The 18,801-nt window shown below is 60.6% G+C and carries 24 protein-coding genes; 12 read left to right on the plus strand and 12 right to left on the minus strand.

Annotated features, from left to right (window positions below):
• The coding region (locus tag WA989_RS09165; protein WP_424340196.1) for a flagellar basal body P-ring protein FlgI at positions 1–626 on the plus strand (626 nt) is incomplete at its 5' end.
• A 73-nt stretch (positions 627–699) separates the two neighbouring features.
• On the opposite strand, the gene WA989_RS09170 is transcribed toward WA989_RS09165, so the two are convergent.
• From WA989_RS09170 to fliF, 5 genes are read right to left on the minus strand one after another with little or no spacing between them, the layout of a single operon-like run.
• Positions 700–1,812: a FliG C-terminal domain-containing protein gene (locus WA989_RS09170; protein ID WP_424340197.1), complete on the minus strand. Its 1,113-nt coding sequence runs from the start codon at positions 1,810–1,812 to the stop codon at positions 700–702.
• Entirely contained in the window at positions 1,809–2,612 is an 804-nt protein-coding gene (gene fliP, locus WA989_RS09175) for a flagellar type III secretion system pore protein FliP (protein ID WP_424340198.1), read from the minus strand. Before fliP ends, WA989_RS09170 begins: the two co-directional genes overlap by 4 nt.
• Complete coding sequence (locus tag WA989_RS09180; protein ID WP_424340199.1) at positions 2,593–2,919, minus strand: FliM/FliN family flagellar motor switch protein; 327 nt, start codon at positions 2,917–2,919, stop codon at positions 2,593–2,595. Before WA989_RS09180 ends, fliP begins: the two co-directional genes overlap by 20 nt.
• Positions 2,919–3,485 (minus strand): hypothetical protein, encoded by a 567-nt coding sequence (locus WA989_RS09185; protein ID WP_424340200.1) that lies wholly within the window; start codon positions 3,483–3,485, stop codon positions 2,919–2,921. Before WA989_RS09185 ends, WA989_RS09180 begins: the two co-directional genes overlap by 1 nt.
• On the minus strand, positions 3,478–5,001 hold the full coding sequence (fliF, locus tag WA989_RS09190; RefSeq protein WP_424340201.1) for a flagellar basal-body MS-ring/collar protein FliF: 1,524 nt from the start codon (positions 4,999–5,001) through the stop codon (positions 3,478–3,480). Before fliF ends, WA989_RS09185 begins: the two co-directional genes overlap by 8 nt.
• A 133-nt stretch (positions 5,002–5,134) precedes the next feature.
• Between fliF and WA989_RS09195 the strand changes: the two genes are divergently transcribed.
• The 10 genes from WA989_RS09195 to WA989_RS09240 all read left to right on the plus strand — a co-directional run bounded on the left by WA989_RS09195 (position 5,135) and on the right by WA989_RS09240 (position 12,329).
• Positions 5,135–5,641, plus strand: a complete 507-nt coding sequence (locus tag WA989_RS09195; RefSeq protein WP_424340202.1) for a flagellar basal body-associated FliL family protein — start codon at positions 5,135–5,137, stop codon at positions 5,639–5,641.
• Positions 5,638–6,153: a hypothetical protein gene (locus WA989_RS09200; RefSeq protein ID WP_424340203.1), complete on the plus strand. Its 516-nt coding sequence runs from the start codon at positions 5,638–5,640 to the stop codon at positions 6,151–6,153. Before WA989_RS09195 ends, WA989_RS09200 begins: the two co-directional genes overlap by 4 nt.
• Before the next feature lie 3 nt (positions 6,154–6,156).
• Positions 6,157–6,780, plus strand: coding sequence for a MotE family protein (locus WA989_RS09205; RefSeq protein ID WP_424340204.1), 624 nt, complete (start codon positions 6,157–6,159; stop codon positions 6,778–6,780).
• Positions 6,781–6,860: 80 nt separating this feature from the next.
• The gene (locus WA989_RS09210) at positions 6,861–7,475 is read left to right on the plus strand and encodes a ribonuclease D (RefSeq protein WP_424340205.1); all 615 of its coding nucleotides are present in this window, start codon (positions 6,861–6,863) and stop codon (positions 7,473–7,475) included.
• A 105-nt stretch (positions 7,476–7,580) separates the two neighbouring features.
• Positions 7,581–8,285 carry an LPS export ABC transporter periplasmic protein LptC gene (gene lptC / locus WA989_RS09215; RefSeq protein WP_424340206.1) on the plus strand — a complete coding sequence of 235 codons (705 nt, stop codon included), beginning with the start codon at positions 7,581–7,583 and terminating at the stop codon, positions 8,283–8,285.
• The gene (locus WA989_RS09220; RefSeq protein WP_424340219.1) at positions 8,278–8,796 is read left to right on the plus strand and encodes an LptA/OstA family protein; all 519 of its coding nucleotides are present in this window, start codon (positions 8,278–8,280) and stop codon (positions 8,794–8,796) included. The genes lptC and WA989_RS09220 overlap by 8 nt, the downstream gene beginning before the upstream one ends.
• 94 nt (positions 8,797–8,890) lie before the next feature.
• On the plus strand, positions 8,891–9,625 hold the full coding sequence (gene lptB / locus WA989_RS09225; protein ID WP_424340207.1) for an LPS export ABC transporter ATP-binding protein: 735 nt from the start codon (positions 8,891–8,893) through the stop codon (positions 9,623–9,625).
• A gap of 6 nt (positions 9,626–9,631) precedes the next feature.
• Positions 9,632–11,143 (plus strand): RNA polymerase factor sigma-54, encoded by a 1,512-nt coding sequence (gene rpoN / locus WA989_RS09230; RefSeq protein WP_424340208.1) that lies wholly within the window; start codon positions 9,632–9,634, stop codon positions 11,141–11,143.
• A gap of 108 nt (positions 11,144–11,251) precedes the next feature.
• Complete coding sequence (gene hpf, locus WA989_RS09235) at positions 11,252–11,842, plus strand: ribosome hibernation-promoting factor, HPF/YfiA family (protein ID WP_424340209.1); 591 nt, start codon at positions 11,252–11,254, stop codon at positions 11,840–11,842.
• A 16-nt stretch (positions 11,843–11,858) separates the two neighbouring features.
• A complete protein-coding gene (locus WA989_RS09240; RefSeq protein ID WP_424340210.1) occupies positions 11,859–12,329 on the plus strand; it encodes a PTS sugar transporter subunit IIA in 471 nt (156 codons plus the stop codon).
• A 105-nt stretch (positions 12,330–12,434) separates the two neighbouring features.
• Here WA989_RS09240 and WA989_RS09245 read toward each other — a convergent pair whose 3' ends face one another.
• A complete protein-coding gene (locus WA989_RS09245; RefSeq protein WP_424340211.1) occupies positions 12,435–13,478 on the minus strand; it encodes an alpha/beta fold hydrolase in 1,044 nt (347 codons plus the stop codon).
• Between the two features lie 74 nt (positions 13,479–13,552).
• Entirely contained in the window at positions 13,553–14,293 is a 741-nt protein-coding gene (locus WA989_RS09250) for a HesA/MoeB/ThiF family protein (protein WP_424340212.1), read from the minus strand.
• Between the two features lie 41 nt (positions 14,294–14,334).
• Here WA989_RS09250 and WA989_RS09255 point away from each other — a divergent pair, with 41 nt between their 5' ends.
• Positions 14,335–15,684, plus strand: coding sequence for an ATP-dependent DNA helicase (locus tag WA989_RS09255; protein WP_424340213.1), 1,350 nt, complete (start codon positions 14,335–14,337; stop codon positions 15,682–15,684).
• Positions 15,685–15,693: 9 nt separating this feature from the next.
• On the opposite strand, the gene WA989_RS09260 is transcribed toward WA989_RS09255, so the two are convergent.
• From WA989_RS09260 to WA989_RS09280, 5 genes are all read right to left on the minus strand, one after another.
• A complete protein-coding gene (locus WA989_RS09260) occupies positions 15,694–15,933 on the minus strand; it encodes a hypothetical protein (protein WP_424340214.1) in 240 nt (79 codons plus the stop codon).
• Between the two features lie 71 nt (positions 15,934–16,004).
• On the minus strand, positions 16,005–16,460 hold the full coding sequence (dut, locus tag WA989_RS09265) for a dUTP diphosphatase (RefSeq protein ID WP_424340215.1): 456 nt from the start codon (positions 16,458–16,460) through the stop codon (positions 16,005–16,007).
• Positions 16,461–16,517: 57 nt separating this feature from the next.
• Positions 16,518–16,733 (minus strand): hypothetical protein, encoded by a 216-nt coding sequence (locus WA989_RS09270; RefSeq protein WP_424340216.1) that lies wholly within the window; start codon positions 16,731–16,733, stop codon positions 16,518–16,520.
• A gap of 116 nt (positions 16,734–16,849) precedes the next feature.
• Positions 16,850–18,295 (minus strand): tetratricopeptide repeat protein, encoded by a 1,446-nt coding sequence (locus WA989_RS09275; protein WP_424340217.1) that lies wholly within the window; start codon positions 18,293–18,295, stop codon positions 16,850–16,852.
• Between the two features lie 152 nt (positions 18,296–18,447).
• Positions 18,448–18,801 (minus strand): phosphopantothenoylcysteine decarboxylase (locus tag WA989_RS09280; RefSeq protein WP_424340218.1); only part of this gene is annotated, 354 nt, incomplete at its 5' end.

Genomic DNA, 18,801 nt, shown 5'->3' on the forward strand with positions numbered 1-18,801 from the left:
GCGGAATCCCGACCACGGGTGCGATCCCGAACGGCGCCCGCGTCGAGCGCGAGGTCGGCTATGACTTCAACAACCGCCAGTCCCTGACGCTGGCCCTGCGCGATCCTGATTTCACAACGGCGGCACGTATCGAGGATACGATCAACGGCGCCATGGGCGTGCCTGTTGCCTATATGCGCGACCCGGGCACGGTCGATCTGGATCTTCGTGCGTTTGACGGCTCACCGGCGCGCGTGCTGGCCAATATCGAGAACCTGCCAATCGAAGTCGCTGTGCCTGCGCGCATTGTCATCGATGAGCAGTCCGGCACGATCGTGCTCGGCGAGGACGTGACCATTTCCAAGGTCGCCATCGCCCAGGGCAATATCTCGATCAAAGTCGTCGAGACGCCTGTCGTCTCCCAGCCCAATCCCTTCTCGCAAGGCGAGAGCATTGTCCTGCCACGCTCGCAGATCTCGATTGACCAGACCGGCAGCAAGAATATCGCAACGCTTGATCCCAACGTGACGCTGTCGCAGCTGATTGCCGGCCTCAATGCGCTCGGCGTGAGCCCGCAGGAAATGGCCGACATCATCCGCACGATGAAAACCGCCGGCGCGATCCATGCCGACCTCATCGTCCGCTAGGCCGGGCACTTCCATTTGAAAACAGAATAAATAAGGGCGCCTCGAGGGGCGCCCTTTCCTTTTGTCGGCCGGACTATGCGTCATCCTTGGCCGCTCTCTCCATCGTGATCAGCCCGCGCCGTTTGAGCGACATGAGGGCTGTCAGGAATTCACGCTGGCACTCCTCTGCGTCGGTAATCGTTTTCCGGTTCGGATCATCCACCGCTTCGCGATACTGGTCCGCCAGGCGCGAGGAGATGTTGCTGAGGAGGTAGTCGGCCACGGGCTCCAGCTCGCCGGTGAGCGTCGAGAGGACCGGCACGACGCCATCCTCTCCGAGCTCGCGGAAGACGACAGGCACGGAATTGCGCGGCAGCATGTCCGGCAGGCCATCGATGGTGAAGAGGACTTTTTCGATGCTTTCGAGCTTGGCTTCGTACTCGCTCTTGAGAAAGGCCAGCAGCCGGTCGCGCTTGGCACTCGGGATAAGGCTCAGCAGCTCACCGACCGATTCCAGGTTGGCGTCGTCGTCCTCATCCTCATCGTCACTATTCTTGAGGAATTCAATCTCGATCATGCGCGCGATGACCGCGTCGATTTCAGGATCAGAGTGTTCCACCTCGACCAGAAAGCCAAACGTCTGATCAAGGCCATCGTCTTCAAGGTGGGCCACGATTTCCGACGCCGCCGAGACATCGAGCTTGCGCAGGATGAGGGCTGCGATATTCGGGGTCAGGCCTCTGAGATACTCAGCGACCGCTTCAGGATCTTTCTGTTCGAGCCGGTCCCAGACATCGCTGTCCTCAACAGGCAGCTCTGAAGCCTCAACATGCACGCCGCCGCCGCCGAAAACCTTGTCGAGCCGGCTGTCATCGATCAGCGTGCCGACAATCTCACGGGCCCGCTCCTTGCCGCCTCTGAAGGCGCCGCTTGAGGCGCGCAAATGCTGCAGGAAATCCATCACGATCTCAATCAGCTGGTCGCGTTCGAGATAATTGACCGTTTCGAGCCCGGCTGCGATCTGCGCCATGGCGGCATCGTCCAGTTTCTCGACAATCGGCCTGGCGGCCGTTTCACCGAGCACAGCGACGATGACAGCGGCGCGCTGGGCCGGCGTGATCGAACCGGTCGTCCGGGCCCCGCCGGCCTGCCCGCGCGGCTTCAGGCGCGTCACATTGGATGGGCTCTGTTTTTCTGCCGTACTCATCCCGCATACCCTCTAATGAGTGCCTCTGTGATCTTCAGCCAGCCATCGGCAAGGACGAAAAACCCGACCTTGAAAGGCAGTGACACGACCGTTGGTGGCACCATCATCATGCCGACCGCCATCAGCACCGAAGCTACGACGAGATCAATAACAAGAAATGGAAGGAAGATGACGAATCCGATCTGGAAGGCCTGCTTGATCTCGGACAGCATGAAAGCCGTCGACAGCAGCGAGAAAGAGGGCTCTTCGCCATCGATCACGGGCCGGTTCAGCGCGTCGCCCAGCACGGGCACGGTTTCCGGATCGACCCGAAGGCTCATGAAGTCACGAAACGGTGCTGTGGTGCCCTGCCAGGCGGCCTGTTCGTCGATCGTACCCTCAGTGTAAGGCCCAAGCCCATTGGCCCAGGCCTCTGTGAAGGTTGGCTCCATGATGAAGAAGGTGAGAAACATGGCGAGCGCCATGATCATCATGTTTGGCGGGGCCTGCTGGACGCCGAGCGCCTGGCGGACAAAGGAAAAGACGATCACCATGAAGGGCAGGCAGGTGACCATCATGGCGAGGCCTGGCACCAGGCTCAGCACCGTCACCGTCAGGAACAGGATGATGACGGAACCGCTGAGGCCGCCACCTTCTGTCTGCTGACCGAGCAGACCGCTCAACGCATTGCCCGCATCGGGCGCGGCTTCCTGCGCCTGCGCGCCGAGCGCGATCAGCAGGGCAAAGGCAAGCAGACAGATCCAGCGCACATAGGGGGCCGCAAGCAGATGACCGGATTGGCTAGGGGCCAGCCGCATCATCAGCATCTTCCACGATTTCTGTGATCTTGACGCCAATACCGCCTTCTTCGGTCTCGATCAGCTCGCCTTTTGCGATCAGCTTGTCGTCGACCATCAGGGTGACCGGATCTTCAATCTTGCTGTTGAGCGCGACAATGCTGTCAGGGGCGAGTTGCAGCACTTCCGATACGCTCATTTTCTTTTGTCCGATCGAGACCGTCAGCGTGACGGGAACGCCGTAAATCGCGCGGCGGAACTGGTTCTCCGGCGACGGGTCGCGCCGTTCTGCGCTGTCTGGTTCTGCATCGGCTTGCTGCGGATTGGCCATCAGGACTGAGCTCCAATTGCTGAATGCGTGGTATCGATGTGTTTGAGGCAGGCTTCAAGCAGGCCATCGAAGTCGAAGCTGATACCGCCGGTTTTCCACGAGACTTCGACCCGTTCGCCTTCCGGCGCGTCTTCCGGTGTCAGCTTGCAGACGTCGGCGAGCCTGTTTGAACGCTCGACGACAGGCTTCAGGCGATCCAGCAGGTCGGGCTCTGCGCGAATTTCCACTTCGACTGCGCTTGCCGGCACCAGCGCCTGCAGGTGCAGCGCGATTTCGTCTGCGAGGAAACGTTTCGAAAGCTCCGGGAAGAGCCGGCCTGCAATCGCGACGATCGTCTCATTGGTTTGCTGGCGGGCTTCGGCCTCGACGGCAGTGATCTTGTCAGCCAGCGAATTGAGCGTCGCTTCAACCGCCGTCATCTGGCGTTTGAAGCTCGCATCCTTGGCTTCGACTTCCTGTTCCGCACGCTCGGCTTCCTGCGCCTTGCGCGACTTCAGGCGGCCCGGCGTCTGGCCGTCCGCAAGCCCGTCAAAGCTCGGAAGATTGGCAAAGATGGTCTCACTCATTCACCACCGCCTTGCGATCTTCATCGAGCCATGACTGGAGGAGCGCGGCCGTGTCGTCCTGGCGTTCGCGCGTATAGTCGGACAGGTAGTTGAACGGATCAGCCTGAGCGGCGGCGCCTCCGGCTGGCCCTTCAAGCAAATTGCCCTGCCCGCCGGACGCATCGCTCGGTTTCGAGCCAAGAAGCGGGCGCACGACGCCAAGCGCAAGCACGATGACGACGATACCAAGCAGGAGCGCCTGCAAGCCGGACCAGAAGTATTTCGACATCAGCGTCTCGACCATGCCCGGCGCGGTAACGAGGTCCTGGGCGGGCGGGGTCTGGAAGGGCATCAGTTCGACCGTAAGCGAGTCGCCGCGGGCTTCGTCGAGCCCGGCGCCTGACAGGATCAGGGACTGGAAGTTCTCGATCACCTGCTGGGAGGCGGCGGCGACATCGCCGGTGCCTTCACCAAGGGCCAGCGCCTCCTGATTGAGCAGGACAGCGACCGAGATACGCTGGATCTCACCCGGCAGCATTTCGACTTCCGTGCGCTTCTCGTTGAACTCATAATCGACGCTTTCGGTCGAATTCTTCATCGTGCTTGTATTGCCGCCGCTCTCGCCACCTGCCGGCTGCGGCAGGTTGCTTGAGGCGGTGATGGCGCCCGGATTCGCGGCTGAACTGGATTCGCTGACATCATTACTGGTGCGACTGCGGACGACGCGGGACTGTGGATCGATTGTCTTTTCCGAGATGAGCTGGCGCTGGCGATTGACATCGACACTGACCGAGACGCGGGCATTGCCAGGCCCCACGCGGGCTTCGAGCAGGCGCATGATCTTCTGCTCAAGCGCGGCCGCTTCCGAGTTGGCAACGACGGAGGGCTGCTCCATGCGGTCGACATTCGGCCCGGCAATCAGGCCTTTTTCAGGATCGATGACGGCGACGTCGTCCGGCTTCAGCCCGGATATGGCGAGGGCAACCATATACTGGATCGCTTCGGCCTGGTCAGCTGTCAGATCATAGGCCGTTGTCAGCGTCACGGAGGCAGTCTGGGCCGGCGCCGAGCGCGAGAAACCGGATCTGAGACTCGCCCCGATATGGACCCGCGCCGAAGAGACTCCCTGAATGGCGAGGATGGTGCGCGTCAGCTCGCCTTCCTTGGCCCGCCAGTAGGCCGCGTTGTACATCTCGGAGGTCACCGAGAAGCCGTTCACATCATCGAGCAGCTCATAGCCCTGCACGGACTGTTTTGGCAGGCCCTGACGGGCGAGCGCAAAGCGGACTTCGTCGCGCTTGCTCTGCGGGATGAAGATAGCGCCGCCGCGGATCTCATAATCGATGCCGAGCCCTTCGAGCTCATCGACAATCTCGCCGGCATGATTGGCCTGCAGCCCGGAATAGAGCAGCGCCTTGGGTTCGGTGACCGCGCCCTTCACGAGGAAGTTCATCGTGAAGATCACGGCAAGCACGGCCGCGCCGAGCGCGACCTGCCGCCCGAGAGATAGCGACTTCAGCGTGTCGAAAAACTTCATGGTGAACTACAGCCCCGCACAAATTACCCCTTGACTGGAATGATTAATTTTTCAGCCGAAATTGTTAACGCTTCCTTTACTGAGAAGTTACTAAAGCAGTCTCGTTGATGGATTAATCATTGCGAGGGGCTTGATGGCGGACGACGCCAGAAAAACGGAAACCGCTCCTGAGAAGAAATCAGGCGGAAACATTGTGAACTGGGCGATCCTGGCGGTCGTCTCAGCAGCCTGTTCCTTTGGTGTCGTGTTCTTTCTTTCACCGAGCGTGACGGCCGAATCACCGGCCTGCACCGCGACAAACACGGCGAGCGCAGCCCATTCGGCGCCTCTGGCCCGGGAAGACCAGGAATACGTAGCGCTTGAAGAATTCATCGTCACAATCGGCAACGAGCCGGCCACACGGTTTGTGAAAATCCAGGCTTCCATCATCACGGAGAAAGGCGACGCCGACAAAATCAAGGACGCCGAGCCGATGCTCGCCGATGCTTTCGTGACCTATCTGCGCGCCGTCGAGCTCAGTGATTTCGAGACCGCAGACTTTTATCCGCGGATGCGCGAACAGCTCGGCCATCGCGCTGAGCTCGTGCTTGGCCGGGACGTCTCACACGGCGTCCTCATTACGGAATTTCTATTGAGATGATTGAATCCCTCGCCATCCAGCCGACAGATATCGCGCTTTTCCTCGTCTCCTTTGCGGCGTGCGTCTATTGCATCGTGCTGAGCCGCAGGCTGAAGACGCTGCAGGACACGCGCGACGGGCTTGGCGCGACCATCATGGCGATGAACAAATCTGTCGCGGCTGTCTCTTCGGCGACCCATGAGACACGCGCTCAGGCCGGCGAGCTGGCCGGGCGGCTGGCACAGGCCACGCAGGACGCTGAAAAGACGTGCAAGCGTCTCGCCGATCTGCAGGCCTCGCTTGAGCAATCGGAAGCCGACCTTGGCCGCAAGGCGCAGGCGGCAAACGCCGAGATAAAATCCGAAATGGTCGATCTGCTACAGCGGGCGCGCCAGGAATCCCGGCAGATGAAGCAACTCCTGCAGGACGTGAAATCCCAGGCATCGCGCGGCGCGATGTCGCCTCGATCATCGCGCGATACCGAGTTTCTGTTCGAAGACGATGTCATATCTGCAGCCGGCGGAAGGAGATAGGCGATGGCGGGTACAGGCACACGCACTCATGTCCTGATCACGCTCGGCGTCCTGTTCACCATTGGCGGGGCAACGCGCATCCTGCCCAGCACACTCGCATCCGCCGAGGACAGCAAGGTGGAGGAGACAAGCCTTGCCGCCGCGCCGGACGACGTCATTCCGGCTGCCTTTGCTGAGACACGGGCCAAAGAGACACCGACCGAACTTTGCCTGACAGGAGAAGCGGCCAGTGCGCTTGCGACCGACCAGGCAGCATTGAAAGCCCGTGCCGACGCCTTGCAGGATCAGGAATTGGAGCTGCGCGCACGCGAGCAGGAGCTCGACAAGCAGGCGGCTGAACTCGCCTCGCTGCGCCAGACCATCGATGAGCGCTGGAAGACCATGACGACCAGTGCCGACAACGACATCCAGCACCTTGCCCAGATGTATTCGGCGATGAAGCCGGACCAGGCGGCCAGCATCTTCAATCAGATGGATCCGGGCTTTGCAGCAGGCTTCCTGCGGCTCATGCCGTCCGATCAGGCGGGCCTGATCCTGGCAGGCATGCAGGCGGACAAGGCGTATATTGTAAGCGTCAAGCTCGCCAGCAAGAATGGCGACATCCGCTCGGCCTCGACACCGCAATAGGCGCTCCCGCCGCGGGCAATCCGCAAATCTCATACAGACCAACAATTGCGTATTAACGCAGACGCGGTATGTCCCGGCGGATGAACAATATCACTCTGCATAAGGGCGATCTGCCCGCCGGTGTCAGCTTTGGCGACGAGATCGCTGTCGATACCGAAGCCATGGGACTCAATCTGATCCGCGATGCGCTCTGCGTGGTCCAGCTGTCAGCCGGTGATGGCAGCGCGCACGTCGTCCAGCTCGACCGGTCATTTGATTGCCCAAACCTCAAGGCGCTGCTGAGCGATACCTCAAAGCTAAAGATCTTCCATTTCGCCCGTTTCGATGTGGCGATGATGAAGCACTGGCTGGGCATTGATTGTACGCCGATCTGGTGCACCAAGATCGCGTCGAAACTCTCGCGCACCTATACAGACCGCCACGGCCTGAAAGATGTCTCGCGTGAGATTGCCGGGGTCGACATGTCCAAGGCGCAGCAGTCTTCCGACTGGGGCGCAGAAACCCTGAGCGATGCGCAGCTTCAGTATTGCGCGAGTGACGTGCTGCACCTGCATGCAATCAAACAGGGCCTTGAAGACATGCTGAAGCGCGAAGGACGGATGGATCTGGCGCAGGCCTGTTTCGACTTCCTGCCTGTGCGCGCCCAACTCGACCTCGAAGGCTGGCCGGAAACCGATATTTTCGCGCATAGCTAGGCCGGTGCCGTTCCCGGCTTATGTCGTCAGGGAAATATCGGCCGAACATCATGCAGCCCCCGCTATCAAATCGCCGCAATCTGACGTAAATTCAACATTATGGATGTGACCGCAGACACCGAAAAGGCGCTGAGCCTCTGGGAGCCTCGGCGTCAGATGACGCTGGAGCAGGCGCGCAGGCGCTCCTCCATGGTGGCGCTGATGCGGCTCGGTTTTACAGCCTGCGCGGCCATCGCTGCAGGGATCATGGTCGGGCATCTTGCGGCCAATGCGGTGTCCAGTTCGACCGGCTCGATCGAGAAGCTGTCGGGCGACGAAGTCGTTACCATGGTCAATCCGCGCTTTACCGGGCGCGATGTTGCCGGCCGCTCCTTCGTCATCACAGCCGATACCGCCCAAAGGCGTCGCGGCGGCGGCGAGAAGATCGACCTGTCCAATCCCAAACTTGTCAGCGAAGACGGCACCGTCGTGACCGCCCCGGCCGGGCTATACGACCAGGATGACCAGTCTCTGGCGCTCTATGAGGATGTCCGGCTGGTCAATGCGAAAGGCTATGAGTTCAACTCGACGTCGGCCAGGATGCTTGTCGAGGAAGGCCGCATCGAAGGCATCGATCCGCTAAGCGGGACCGGGCCCCTTGGCGATGTGCGTTCCGATTCATATGAGATTGTAGACGAAGGCGACCGGGTGCTGTTGAGTGGCCGCGTCCAGATGACGATCTTCCCGGATGGGCGGGCAGACGAAGAAGAAACGACAGAAACCAGTCCCGGCGAAGAGGCCAGTGATGAGGAGCGTGGTGGTGATGAATAGAGTATTTGCAGCCCTGGCGGGCGTCGCTGTGATGGCATCGCCCATGGCCGTGGCCCAGGTTTCCGGCGATGGCGGCCCGATCAAGGTCAATGCCGACAAGAGCGAGGTGCTCGAGCGCCAGCGCAAGGTCGTCCTGATCGACAATGTCGATATCATGCAGGGCACAGCGCGGCTTCGTGCCAATCGCGTTACCATCAATTATGCTGGCTCTGGCGGGACCGAAACGAGCGGCCTGACCGGATTTGGCGACATTGAATCCATGGAAGCGGTCGGCGAGGTTTTCTACGTCACGCCGGACCTCAAGGCGACCGGTGACCGCGGCGTCTATGATGCGGCACGCGATACGATCACATTGACGGGTGAAGTGGTGCTCATTCGCGGCGAGGACGTGGCCACCGGCCAGCAGCTCGTCATGAATCTGACGGAAGGCCGCACGGTGCTTGATGGCGGCGGCGGCCAGGTCCAGATGAACATCAATCCGAACCAGCGCGAAGGTGCGGCAGGGAATTGATGAAATTCGCCGGACCCGTCTAAACGGATATTAAGCCTATTGCCCTAGAACCGGGGCTGGGTAACGCACCGCGCGAAGTGGGAGGACTATCAGGATGACGGACACGGCCAGTGGCCTTATCGTGACCGGACTTGCCAAGTCATTTGGCAAGCGTCAGGTCGTGAAGGACGTCTCCCTGTCGCTCCAGCGCGGTGAAGTGGTTGGTTTGCTCGGGCCGAATGGCGCTGGCAAGACCACCTGCTTCTACATGATCATGGGCCTGATTGCGGCTGATGCCGGTTCGATTTCGATCGACGGTGCGGACGTGACGACCCTTCCCATGTACCAGCGTGCCCGCCTGGGTGTCGGCTATCTTCCTCAGGAAGCATCCATCTTCCGCGGCATGAGCGTTGAGGAGAATATCCTCTCGGTCGTCGAGCTTGTCGAAAAGGACAAGTCGGCGCGTGCGGCTGAAGTCGATGCCCTCCTGGACGAATTGCACATCACGCATCTGCGCAAGCAGGCCGCAACTTCCCTGTCAGGTGGTGAACGCCGCCGTGTGGAGATTGCGCGTGCCCTCGCCTCCAGGCCGAGTTTCATGCTTCTGGACGAACCCTTCACCGGGATCGACCCCCTCGCCGTTTCGGATATTTCCGATCTGGTTGGTTATCTGAAACAGCGCGGTCTTGGCGTGCTGATCACGGACCACCAGGTGCGAGAGACGCTCCAGATCGTTGACCGGGCATCCATCATTTATGATGGCGGCGTGCTGTTCGAAGGCTCGCCCGATGATGTTCTGACCAACGAGGATGTGCGTCGGGTCTATCTGGGCGAACGGTTCGCAGCGTAAAAGCCCATGGCCATTTCACAACGTCTCGACATGCGCCAGGGAACGTCCCTGGTGATGACCCCGCAATTGCAGCAGGCGATCAAGCTGCTACAGCTATCCAATATTGAACTTGCCGAATTCGTCGAGGCCGAGATTGAGCGCAATCCGCTTCTGGAACGCGGCGAAGCAGGCGAGCGGGACGAGTACACGCCGGAAGAAATCGAGCCGGCCTCGAAGCGCGAAGAGCTGACGCTCGATGACAATTCCGCCCTCCACGAAGCGCGCGAGGCGATGGATGCGTCGCGCGATGACCTTTATGAGAGCGGCACCAATTCCGACAGCGGCAAGACGGCCAATGAAACCTCCGGCCCGTCAGCAAAGACCGACTGGTCGCAGGCTGGCAGTGGCGGCAGTTTTTCAGGTGACGATTATGATTTCGAAGGCTCGCTCTCTTCAGAGAAGTCCCTGCACGAGCACCTCCACGACCAGCTCAAGATGTCCGGCCTCTCACAGGCCGACCAACTGATCGGTGCCCGCCTCGTCGATGAGACCGATGATGCAGGCTATTGCAAGGTCGATATCGATGAAGTGGCCAGTGCGCTCGGCGCAGACCCGGCCAATGTCGAGGCGGTGCTCGAGGTCTGCCAGGGCTTTGACCCGACCGGCGTGATGGCCCGCACGATCGAGGAATGCCTCGGCCTGCAGCTGAAGGAACTCGACCGGCTGGATCCGGCCATGCAGGCGCTGCTCGACAATCTCGACCTCGTCGCCAAGCACGACATCAAGGGGCTCTGCGAGGCGTGCGGCGTCGACAAGGAAGACGTCATCGACATGATGGCAGAGCTGCGCGCGCTGACACCGCGGCCGGGCGGTGCTTTCTCGAGCGGCCCGTCAATCGCGGTCGCGCCCGATGTGTTTATTCGCGAAATGCCGAACGGTATGTTCGCCGTCGAGCTTAATTCCGACACGCTGCCGAAAGTGCTGATGGACAAGGCTTACTATGCCGAGGTTTCCACGCTGCCGATGCGCGAAAAGGAAAAGGAATTCATCACGGAATGCGCCCAGAACGCGTCCTGGCTGATCAAGTCGCTGGACCAGCGCGCGCGCACCATTCTGAAGGTGGCGAGCGAGATCGTGCGCCAGCAGGATGCTTTTTTCGCACACGGCGTGGCCCATTTGCGACCGCTCAACCTGAAACAGGTGGCCGATGCGATCGAGATGCACGAGTCCACTGTCAGCCGCGTCACCTCGAACAAATATATGGGCACGCCGCGCGGCCTGTTCGAGCTCAAATACTTCTTCTCGGCATCGATCCCGGGCACGGGCGGCGGCGAAGCGCACTCTGCCGAAGCTGTCCGCTATCGCATCAAGCAACTGGTGGACGAGGAAGGCCAAAACATCCTTTCCGACGACCAGATTGTTGAAATTCTGACAGAATTTGGCATTGAGATTGCACGACGGACCGTGGCCAAGTATCGTGAGAGCCTCAATATTCCCTCGAGCGTACAGCGCCGCCGGAAGTTGAAAGCAAGTGCATAAGCTCCTGTTGCGGAGTCATTGACTCTCAGCACCAGGATTTTTAGGACGCCGCGGTCTCGATTTCCCTGATTGGGGCGTTATAGTAGGACCTCGTTATCGGAGAGTTCCGTGCAAATACAAATCGCAGGACGAAAGATGGACCTTGGCGATGCGCTACGCAGCCGCATCGAGACAGGTCTGGAAGCAGCCGTTACCAAATACTTCGACCGGGAATTTGATGGTCATGTCACCGTCAGTCCCAACGGCCACGAAACCGAAATCGATTGCAATGTTCACCTCCCGTCCGGGATTATCCTGCAATCGTCCGGCAAGGCGAGCGACCCTTATGTCGCGCTCGAAGAAGCGCTCGCAAAGATCGAAAAACGCGTGCGCCGTTATAAACGCCGGCTGAAAGACCATCACAAGAATGGCCGCGATCCGTTCCCGACCGAACCGGCCTCCGCCTTTGTGCTGAAAGGCACCGCTGAAGACGATATAGAAGATACAGGCGAAGACGGCGAAGCGCCTGTGATCGTGGCAGAGTCAGCCTCTCAAATTCGCACAATGACAGTTTCTGAGGCCGTATTGCAGCTGGAACTGGCGGATTCACCGTCTCTTATGTTCCGCAATGCTAAACATGCGGGCCTGAATATGGTTTACCGACGACCAGACGGAAATATAGGCTGGGTCGACCCGGCAAACGATAGCAAAACCTCCTGAAGAAACCTGGCAAGCCATGGCAACTGATCTGACGAGCCTTCTGAGTGAAGGCGCAATTCTTGATCCTGTGTCTGCGGAGACCCGCAAACAGGCCCTGACGCTTCTGGCCGGGGCCCTGTCCGATCGCACCAAGATCGATGCGCGCGATATCTTTGAGGCCGTAATGGAGCGCGAGCGCCTCGGCTCCACCGGCGTTGGCGAAGGCGTGGCGATCCCGCATGCGCGGATCGAAAAACTGCCGCATCCGATTGGCGGTTTTGTCAGGCTGAATGAGGGCGTCGATTTCGACGCTGTCGATGACCGGCCCTGCGACCTCATCTTCATGCTGATCGCACCTGTCGGCTCGGGCGCAGACCATTTGCGCGCGCTGGCCCAAGTCAGCCGGACGCTGCGCCAGCCAGAACTCCGCGACGCCCTGCGCAAGGCGGAAAACGCTTCAGAAATCAAGGTGATCCTTTGCCCTGAAGCGGCCAACGCGGCGGCCTGAACAGACCGGCCATCCACCGGACGGGCTCTTTGATCTCAACAATGTGACTCGCCACAGCGGCGCCAGCACAGACTGCCCCCGGCCAGCGCCTTGGCCGGCTTTTGCCTAGCCGTCCGGAGCGATCGTATTGACGATTTCTGCTGGGCTTCCCCCGGACGTGTCGATGTCGCCATCGTCGGGAGCGGAGTGTATGGCTGCGAGCTCAGCGTCCAGAAAGGCCTTCACATCGCCCGCGCTTTCCGCGGCGCGTTCCTCCTGCGGGATATGACCCACGCCTTCATAGATGATTGCCACGGCGTTCGGAATCGCGGCCTCGAATTTCCTGGCGAGCGCAACAGGGATGAGATTGTCCTCGTCGCCCCACAGGATGAGCGTCGGCGCGCGGATCGCACCGAGCTTTTCGCGGCTGGCAGCATCTTCCTTGCTGCGGTCTGCCGAAATCGCGAGCAGTGCATCCCGGTGGCCGGGGGCCCGCGAGAGGGCACTATACCGTTCGATCATTTGCGGCGTCACAAAAGACGGGTCGGAAAAGCTGTCCTTCAGCCCATCCTCAACCAGCTTGGACAGATCGAGATCGCGGATCAGCATGCGCATGACCGGAATGCGCAGCAGCTTGAAAATGAAAGGCGTGGACTCGCTGTCTTCAGCGCTGGCCTGCCAGCCTGACGCATCGACGAGAACAAGCGCCTCGACGCGGTCCGGGTGGGCAAGCGCATAATTCCAGGCAACGCCGCCGCCCATGGATGACCCTGCAATGGCAAACCGCTCCAGATCGAGCTCGTCGGCCAAGCCGTCGACGATCTCGACGTAATAATCACGGCTGACGGGCTCGGTTTCGGGGACGCGCGAGAGCCCATGCCCGGGCAGGTCGACGGATATAACGCGGTAGGTCTCGTCCAAAACGTCCTGCCAATAGGTCCACGTGTGCACAGAGGCGGCGAACCCGTGAACCAGGATGACAGCCGGCGCATCCCGCGGCCCTGCATCGGTGAAGTGGATTTTCACATTGTCGATCGTCTCGAAACGTGAATTGGGAAGTGAGTAGGCGCTCTCAAGCGTGTCATAGGGCACATCGGGGCGCCGTAGCGCGAGCCAGCCTGCAGCCAGAACTGCGACAATTGTAAGCACAACAGCAAGCAGTTTCCGCAAGGTTCTATTCTCCCTCTACACACCCCGCCCCCGCTGGTAAAACCGTTAATTGCGGGCCAAGTCAAAGGAAAGATTCACCCGCCGCACACCGGACAGTCCGGGTCGCGGCTGAGCGTCACCGCGCGCGGCACACCGCCAAGACCGTCCAGCAGAACCAGCTTTCCAATCAGAGGTTTTCCCGCGCCGGTAATCAGTTTCAGCGTCTCCAGCGCCATCTGTGAGGCGATCATGCCTGTGACCGGACCGACCACGCCGACATCCTCGCAGGCTTCGGCCTCTGGCGGGGTTTCGGGCACGAAGCACTGATAGCAAGGTGCGTCCGCTTCGACGCCCGACGCAAACACAGACACCTGCCCCGTCCATCGTGAGGCCGCGCCTGAAACGAGGTGTCGGCCGGTCGCGTGAGCGGCTTGGTTGAGCGCGAACCGCGTTTCGAAATTGTCGGTGGCGTCGATGATGATCGACCCTGAGAGTGTGTACGCTTCGTTCCAGCGCTGCTGGCGTTCAGGCACGCGGCAATCCGGCGCTGCGGCCTTGAGGCGCCCGGCGAGGCGCTTCACCTTCGGCTTGCCAATGTCATCCTCGGTGAACTGGATCTGTCTCTGCAGGTTCGAGCGGTCGACAAGATCATTGTCCCAGAGCTCTATTTCGCCGACGCCCGCAGCGGCCAGATACATCGCACAGGGCCCGCCGAGCGCGCCGGCTCCAACAATCGAGACCTTGGCGCCGAGCAGCTTCTGCACGCCGGGGCCGCCAATCTCCTTGAGCAGGATATGGCGCTTGTGACGGTCCAGCTGCTCAGGGGTCAAAGCCATGGTCTCGCTTAGCAGGCCGGATGCCGCTAAGGCTACAGGCAATGACTGACTCGCCCACCAGCCTCCTGCCCGATACGATCTATTCTGCGCCCGCCAACTGGGTGGCGCGCGGCGCGGGGGCGCAGGGCAATCTCTTCCTCACCGGCCGCGCCGGCACCGGCAAAACGACCATGTTGCGCCGCTTCCTGGCCGAAGCCGGTGAGAACACCGTCGTGCTCGCACCGACAGGTGTCGCGGCGATGAATGCGGGCGGGCAGACGATCCATTCCTTCTTCAAATTCCCGCCGCGCCTGATCGAGCATTCGGACGTGAAGCGGTTGCGCGGGGTGCGCCTCATCAAGGCGATCGAGACAATGATCATCGACGAGATCTCGATGGTGCGTGCTGACATGCTGGACGCGATCGACAAGAGCCTGCAGCTCAATCGCGGCTCGAAACGCCCCTTTGGCGGGGTTCGCATGATCCTGTCGGGCGATCTTCACCAGCTGCCGCCCGTGGCGCGCGGCGAAGAAAGCGAGATTCTGAACGAGCGCTATGGCGGACATTATTTCTTCAACGCGCCCTGTTTCAAGGACGCCGAGTTTGCCCTGCTCGCGCTGAAACACGTGTTCCGCCAGGAAGATCCGCGCTTTCTGGCGCTGCTTGGCGCGATGCGGCAGGGCCGACTGACGCCCACCGATGAGCGGCTGCTCCAGTCTGTCGTGTCGAACCGGCGTGCGGTCGAAGCCAGCGAGACACATGTCGTGCTGACCCCGAACAATGCGAACGCCTTCCGGATCAACCAGGCGCGGCTTGAGGACCTGCCGGGCAAGCCGCATTCACTCGCCGCGAAGATCCAGGGCACATTTGACGAAAAATCCTACCCCACGGAAGCCGACCTTGAACTGAAGGAAGGCGCACGGGTGATGCTGATCAAGAATGATCCCGAGGGGCGCTGGGTGAATGGCTCGCTCGCGACTGTAGATGGCTTCAAGGGCGAGAATGTCCTCGTAGAGCTTGATGGCCACATCTATGAGATCGAGCCGGCCGCGTGGGAAAAGTATAAATATGAGCTCGACCCGGAGACGAAAAAAGTCTCACGCGAAGTGGTGGGGACCTTCAAGCAGGTGCCCCTCAGGCTCGCCTATGCCGTGACGATCCACAAGGCGCAGGGGCTGACGCTGGACAAGGTTTTCATCGATTTTGACCGGGGCATGTTCGCGCACGGACAGGCCTATGTGGCGTTTTCACGGGCGCGCACGCTTGAGGGGCTGGAGATTTCACGCGCGCTCAGGCCGCGAGATATGGTGATCGATCGCAATGCGTTTGCTTTTGGAAAGCTCGAGACGATCGAGGAAACAGACGCCTATCTGCTCGCAAAATTCGCGCAGGATGAGACGAAACTGCTCTAGGCGGCAGGACTAGGCGAGACGGCGGATTTCGTCGCGCAGACGCTCGTCCTTGTCGGTCGCGATCGTCTCAAGCACACGGACGCGCTCGCTCAAGCGTTCAACATCCTTGCGCAGGCGGAAAAGCTCCTCTTCGCTGGCAGCGCTGTCTTCGCGTTCGGATCTTACCTTGATCCAGTTGTTGATCACCCCGGCGGTGACAGCGATCATCACAATTATGACGATCATCGTAAACGGCGAATTGATTTCCATCGGGCGACCCTTTCTTATCGTAATTCGATAATAGGGAGGCTTTGGCGAAATTGCAAGCGCTAATCGGTGCGCTAACGACCCGTCGAGCCAAACCCACCTTCGCCCCGCACCGTCTCAGGCAGGCTGTCGACCTCTTCCCAGACAATCCTGGTCACCGGGGCAAGCACCATCTGGCCGATGCGTTCACCGCGCGCGATGGTGAAGGTTTCGTCTGAGTGGTTGATCAGGATGACTTTAAGCTCGCCGCGATAATCGCTGTCGATCGTGCCGGGCGAGTTCAGGCAGGTCAGGCCGTGCTTGGCTGCAAGTCCGGAACGCGGGCGCATCTGGATCTCATACCCCTCGGGGATTGCCACGGCGAGGCCAGTCGGGACCATGGTCCGCTCGCCGGGCTTCAGCTCGAAAGCCTCCCCTTCCGGATAGGCCGCGCGAATATCCATGCCGGCGGCGCCGAGCGTCTCATAGGCAGGTAGCGGCAGGCCTTCAAAATGGGGGAGCGGCTTGACCGCAACAGTCACGTTTTTCATGCGCTGGATAGGCTCCGGACTCGCATGAGGAGTCAAGCGTGCGGGGCGAGGTTTGCCTCAGGCCGCCAATAGCTCAATGCTGAGCGGGACGGCATCGGCCTCGACAGGGCGTTCATTGGTGGGGTCCGACGCCGTTTCGGAGGCCGTCGCCGTGGGCACTTCAACCGCTTCGCTCGGTGCGTCCTGTTTTTCGGCCGCCGCTGATCCGAGTGCTGCCGGGATAGCAATGTAAAGCGCCGCAATGGCAGCAAAGTAGAAGATGATAAGTCTCATTGGCTGGCGTCCATTCTGTCCGGTCTACAGGTCCATTCTGGCCTGCAAGAGTTGTCATATCGTATAGGCAAACACAGAAAAACGCCGGGCGGTTCCGTTTCCGCCACAGTCTGTCTTCAAGAGACGTTTGCGACGCGGGTTTTGAGATAGGCCAGCCGCTTCTCGAAGCCCGGATGGGATGGCAAGAGTTGCACAGCCCTTTGCGACGCCTTGATGGCCCTCGGAATATCGCCTTTCTCCTCATGCACCCGGCTCAGCCCGTGCAGGGACGGCGCGAATTTAGGGTCGATGGCGAGGGCGCTTCTGAAGGCTTTTTCGGCGCCATTTGCATCGCCCTTGCGCAGGAGGAGGCTGCCTGCATTCTGATAGAAGTTCGGCGTCGACTGGTCGCGTTCCAGGGCCTCATTCGCTCTGATGAGCGCGGCGTCCACATCGCAGAGCCGGCCGAGCGTGAGACTGAGATGATGGTAGAAGACGGCGTGGGCTGGCTGGATATCGATCGCTTTTTCGAAGCTCGCCCTCGCCGCATCGAACTCTTCACTGACGAATTGCAGCCGGCCAAGTTCGTACGGGAGTTGCGCGCGTTCAGGAAAGGCGGCGACGCCTTTTTCGAGCCAGTCCCGGGCCTTGTCAGGCTTCTCATCACTGCGAGCGTGCAGGCTCGCGCGGACATAGCCTTCCCCGATCGCAAGAAAATAGTCTGATGCCGCATCACCGCTGCTTCGGCCCGCCCAGTCGGCGGCCCAGCGGGCGCGAACGGCGTTATAAGTCTCGCCGTGCTCCAGTGTCAGATCGGCGGACAAACGCTGGTATAGCGCCAGCGCGGTCTCGATTTCCGGCAGTCCGCCATTTTCATCACCCTGCGAGGCTTTATGATTGCGCTGACCGGGATCGAGGAAGGCGGATATGGCGCGCCAGCCGCTCCGGTAATTGGCCAGTTTGCCGAGACCGATTGCGTTCATGGCTGGCCGCAAGGCTGCCCGCCAATCGTCCAGAAGCTGTTCATAGACCACCGCATGACGCGGCATGTCGCGCGTCACTGCTTCGGCTTCCAGCATATAGGTGATCCACAAGTTCAGCCCGTGCGCCGGTTCCAGCCCATCGCGCTTGCGCAGGGAGTTTGCCACTTCAATTGGATGCCGGGCGGCCAGAAGGGCTGCGCAGCGATAGCCGAGCCGTTCAGCCGCTTCGCGCCAGATCGGCAGCACCCGGGATAGCCGCGGATCCTTCAGAACAGCCAAATCGGTGCCCTCGAGCTCATCCTTGAGGATTTTTTCGGCGCCGGAGACGAAGTTTTCGTGCGGTTCGCTATCGAGTACATCGAGACGGATGGGCTTCGGGTCATACCAGACCCGGTCGAGGCTCCCCAGCAGCCGCTCATTGAGACGCAGCGCGGCCCGCGATTCCCAGAAGCCGCTCTTATTGGCATCATTGGCAGGCAGCAGGTCTTCGGCCACCTTGAAGCCCAGGAGGTTCAGGCAGCGCGTCAGGGCAGACGTGCCGGAGCGATGCATTCCGACGACGAAGATGAGCTGACGCGAATGCGGCGACTGGCCTGCCATGTCCTGTATTTCCCTGATGCGCGCCGAGGCTGCGTAGGCACGCTGTTTCCATTGCGATCTGGTTCCGGCTTAAGTCATCCTGAAATCGAAAACAAACCGCCTGCCCTGACTATATCCCGGCGGCCGGCCTGTGGCCAATGCAAGTGCGCCGGCTATTCAGCGGCGAGCTTGTGGCCGTCCGGGTCTGTCAGGGCACTGGCGACACGATCGGCAAGCTGGCGGGCAACCGAGGCCTTGTCCATGCGCGGCCAGCGCTCGACACCGCCGCGGGTGACGAGAGCAACTTCATTATCCTCCCCGCCCATCACATCGCCGGACACATCATTGGCGACGATCCAGTCGCAGCCCTTGCGCTTCATCTTGGCGATGGCGAGTTCTTCGACGTCATGGGTTTCCGCCGCAAAGCCTATGACCAGGCCGGGGCGGTTCTTCCGTTTTTTCGAAAGCGTGGCGAGGATGTCGGGGTTCTCCGACAACGTCAGGGTCGGCAGCGTCTTGCCTTCGTC

The sequence above is a fragment of the Henriciella sp. genome (genome assembly GCF_049649345.1).
Taxonomy (GTDB): Bacteria; Pseudomonadota; Alphaproteobacteria; order Caulobacterales; family Hyphomonadaceae; genus Henriciella.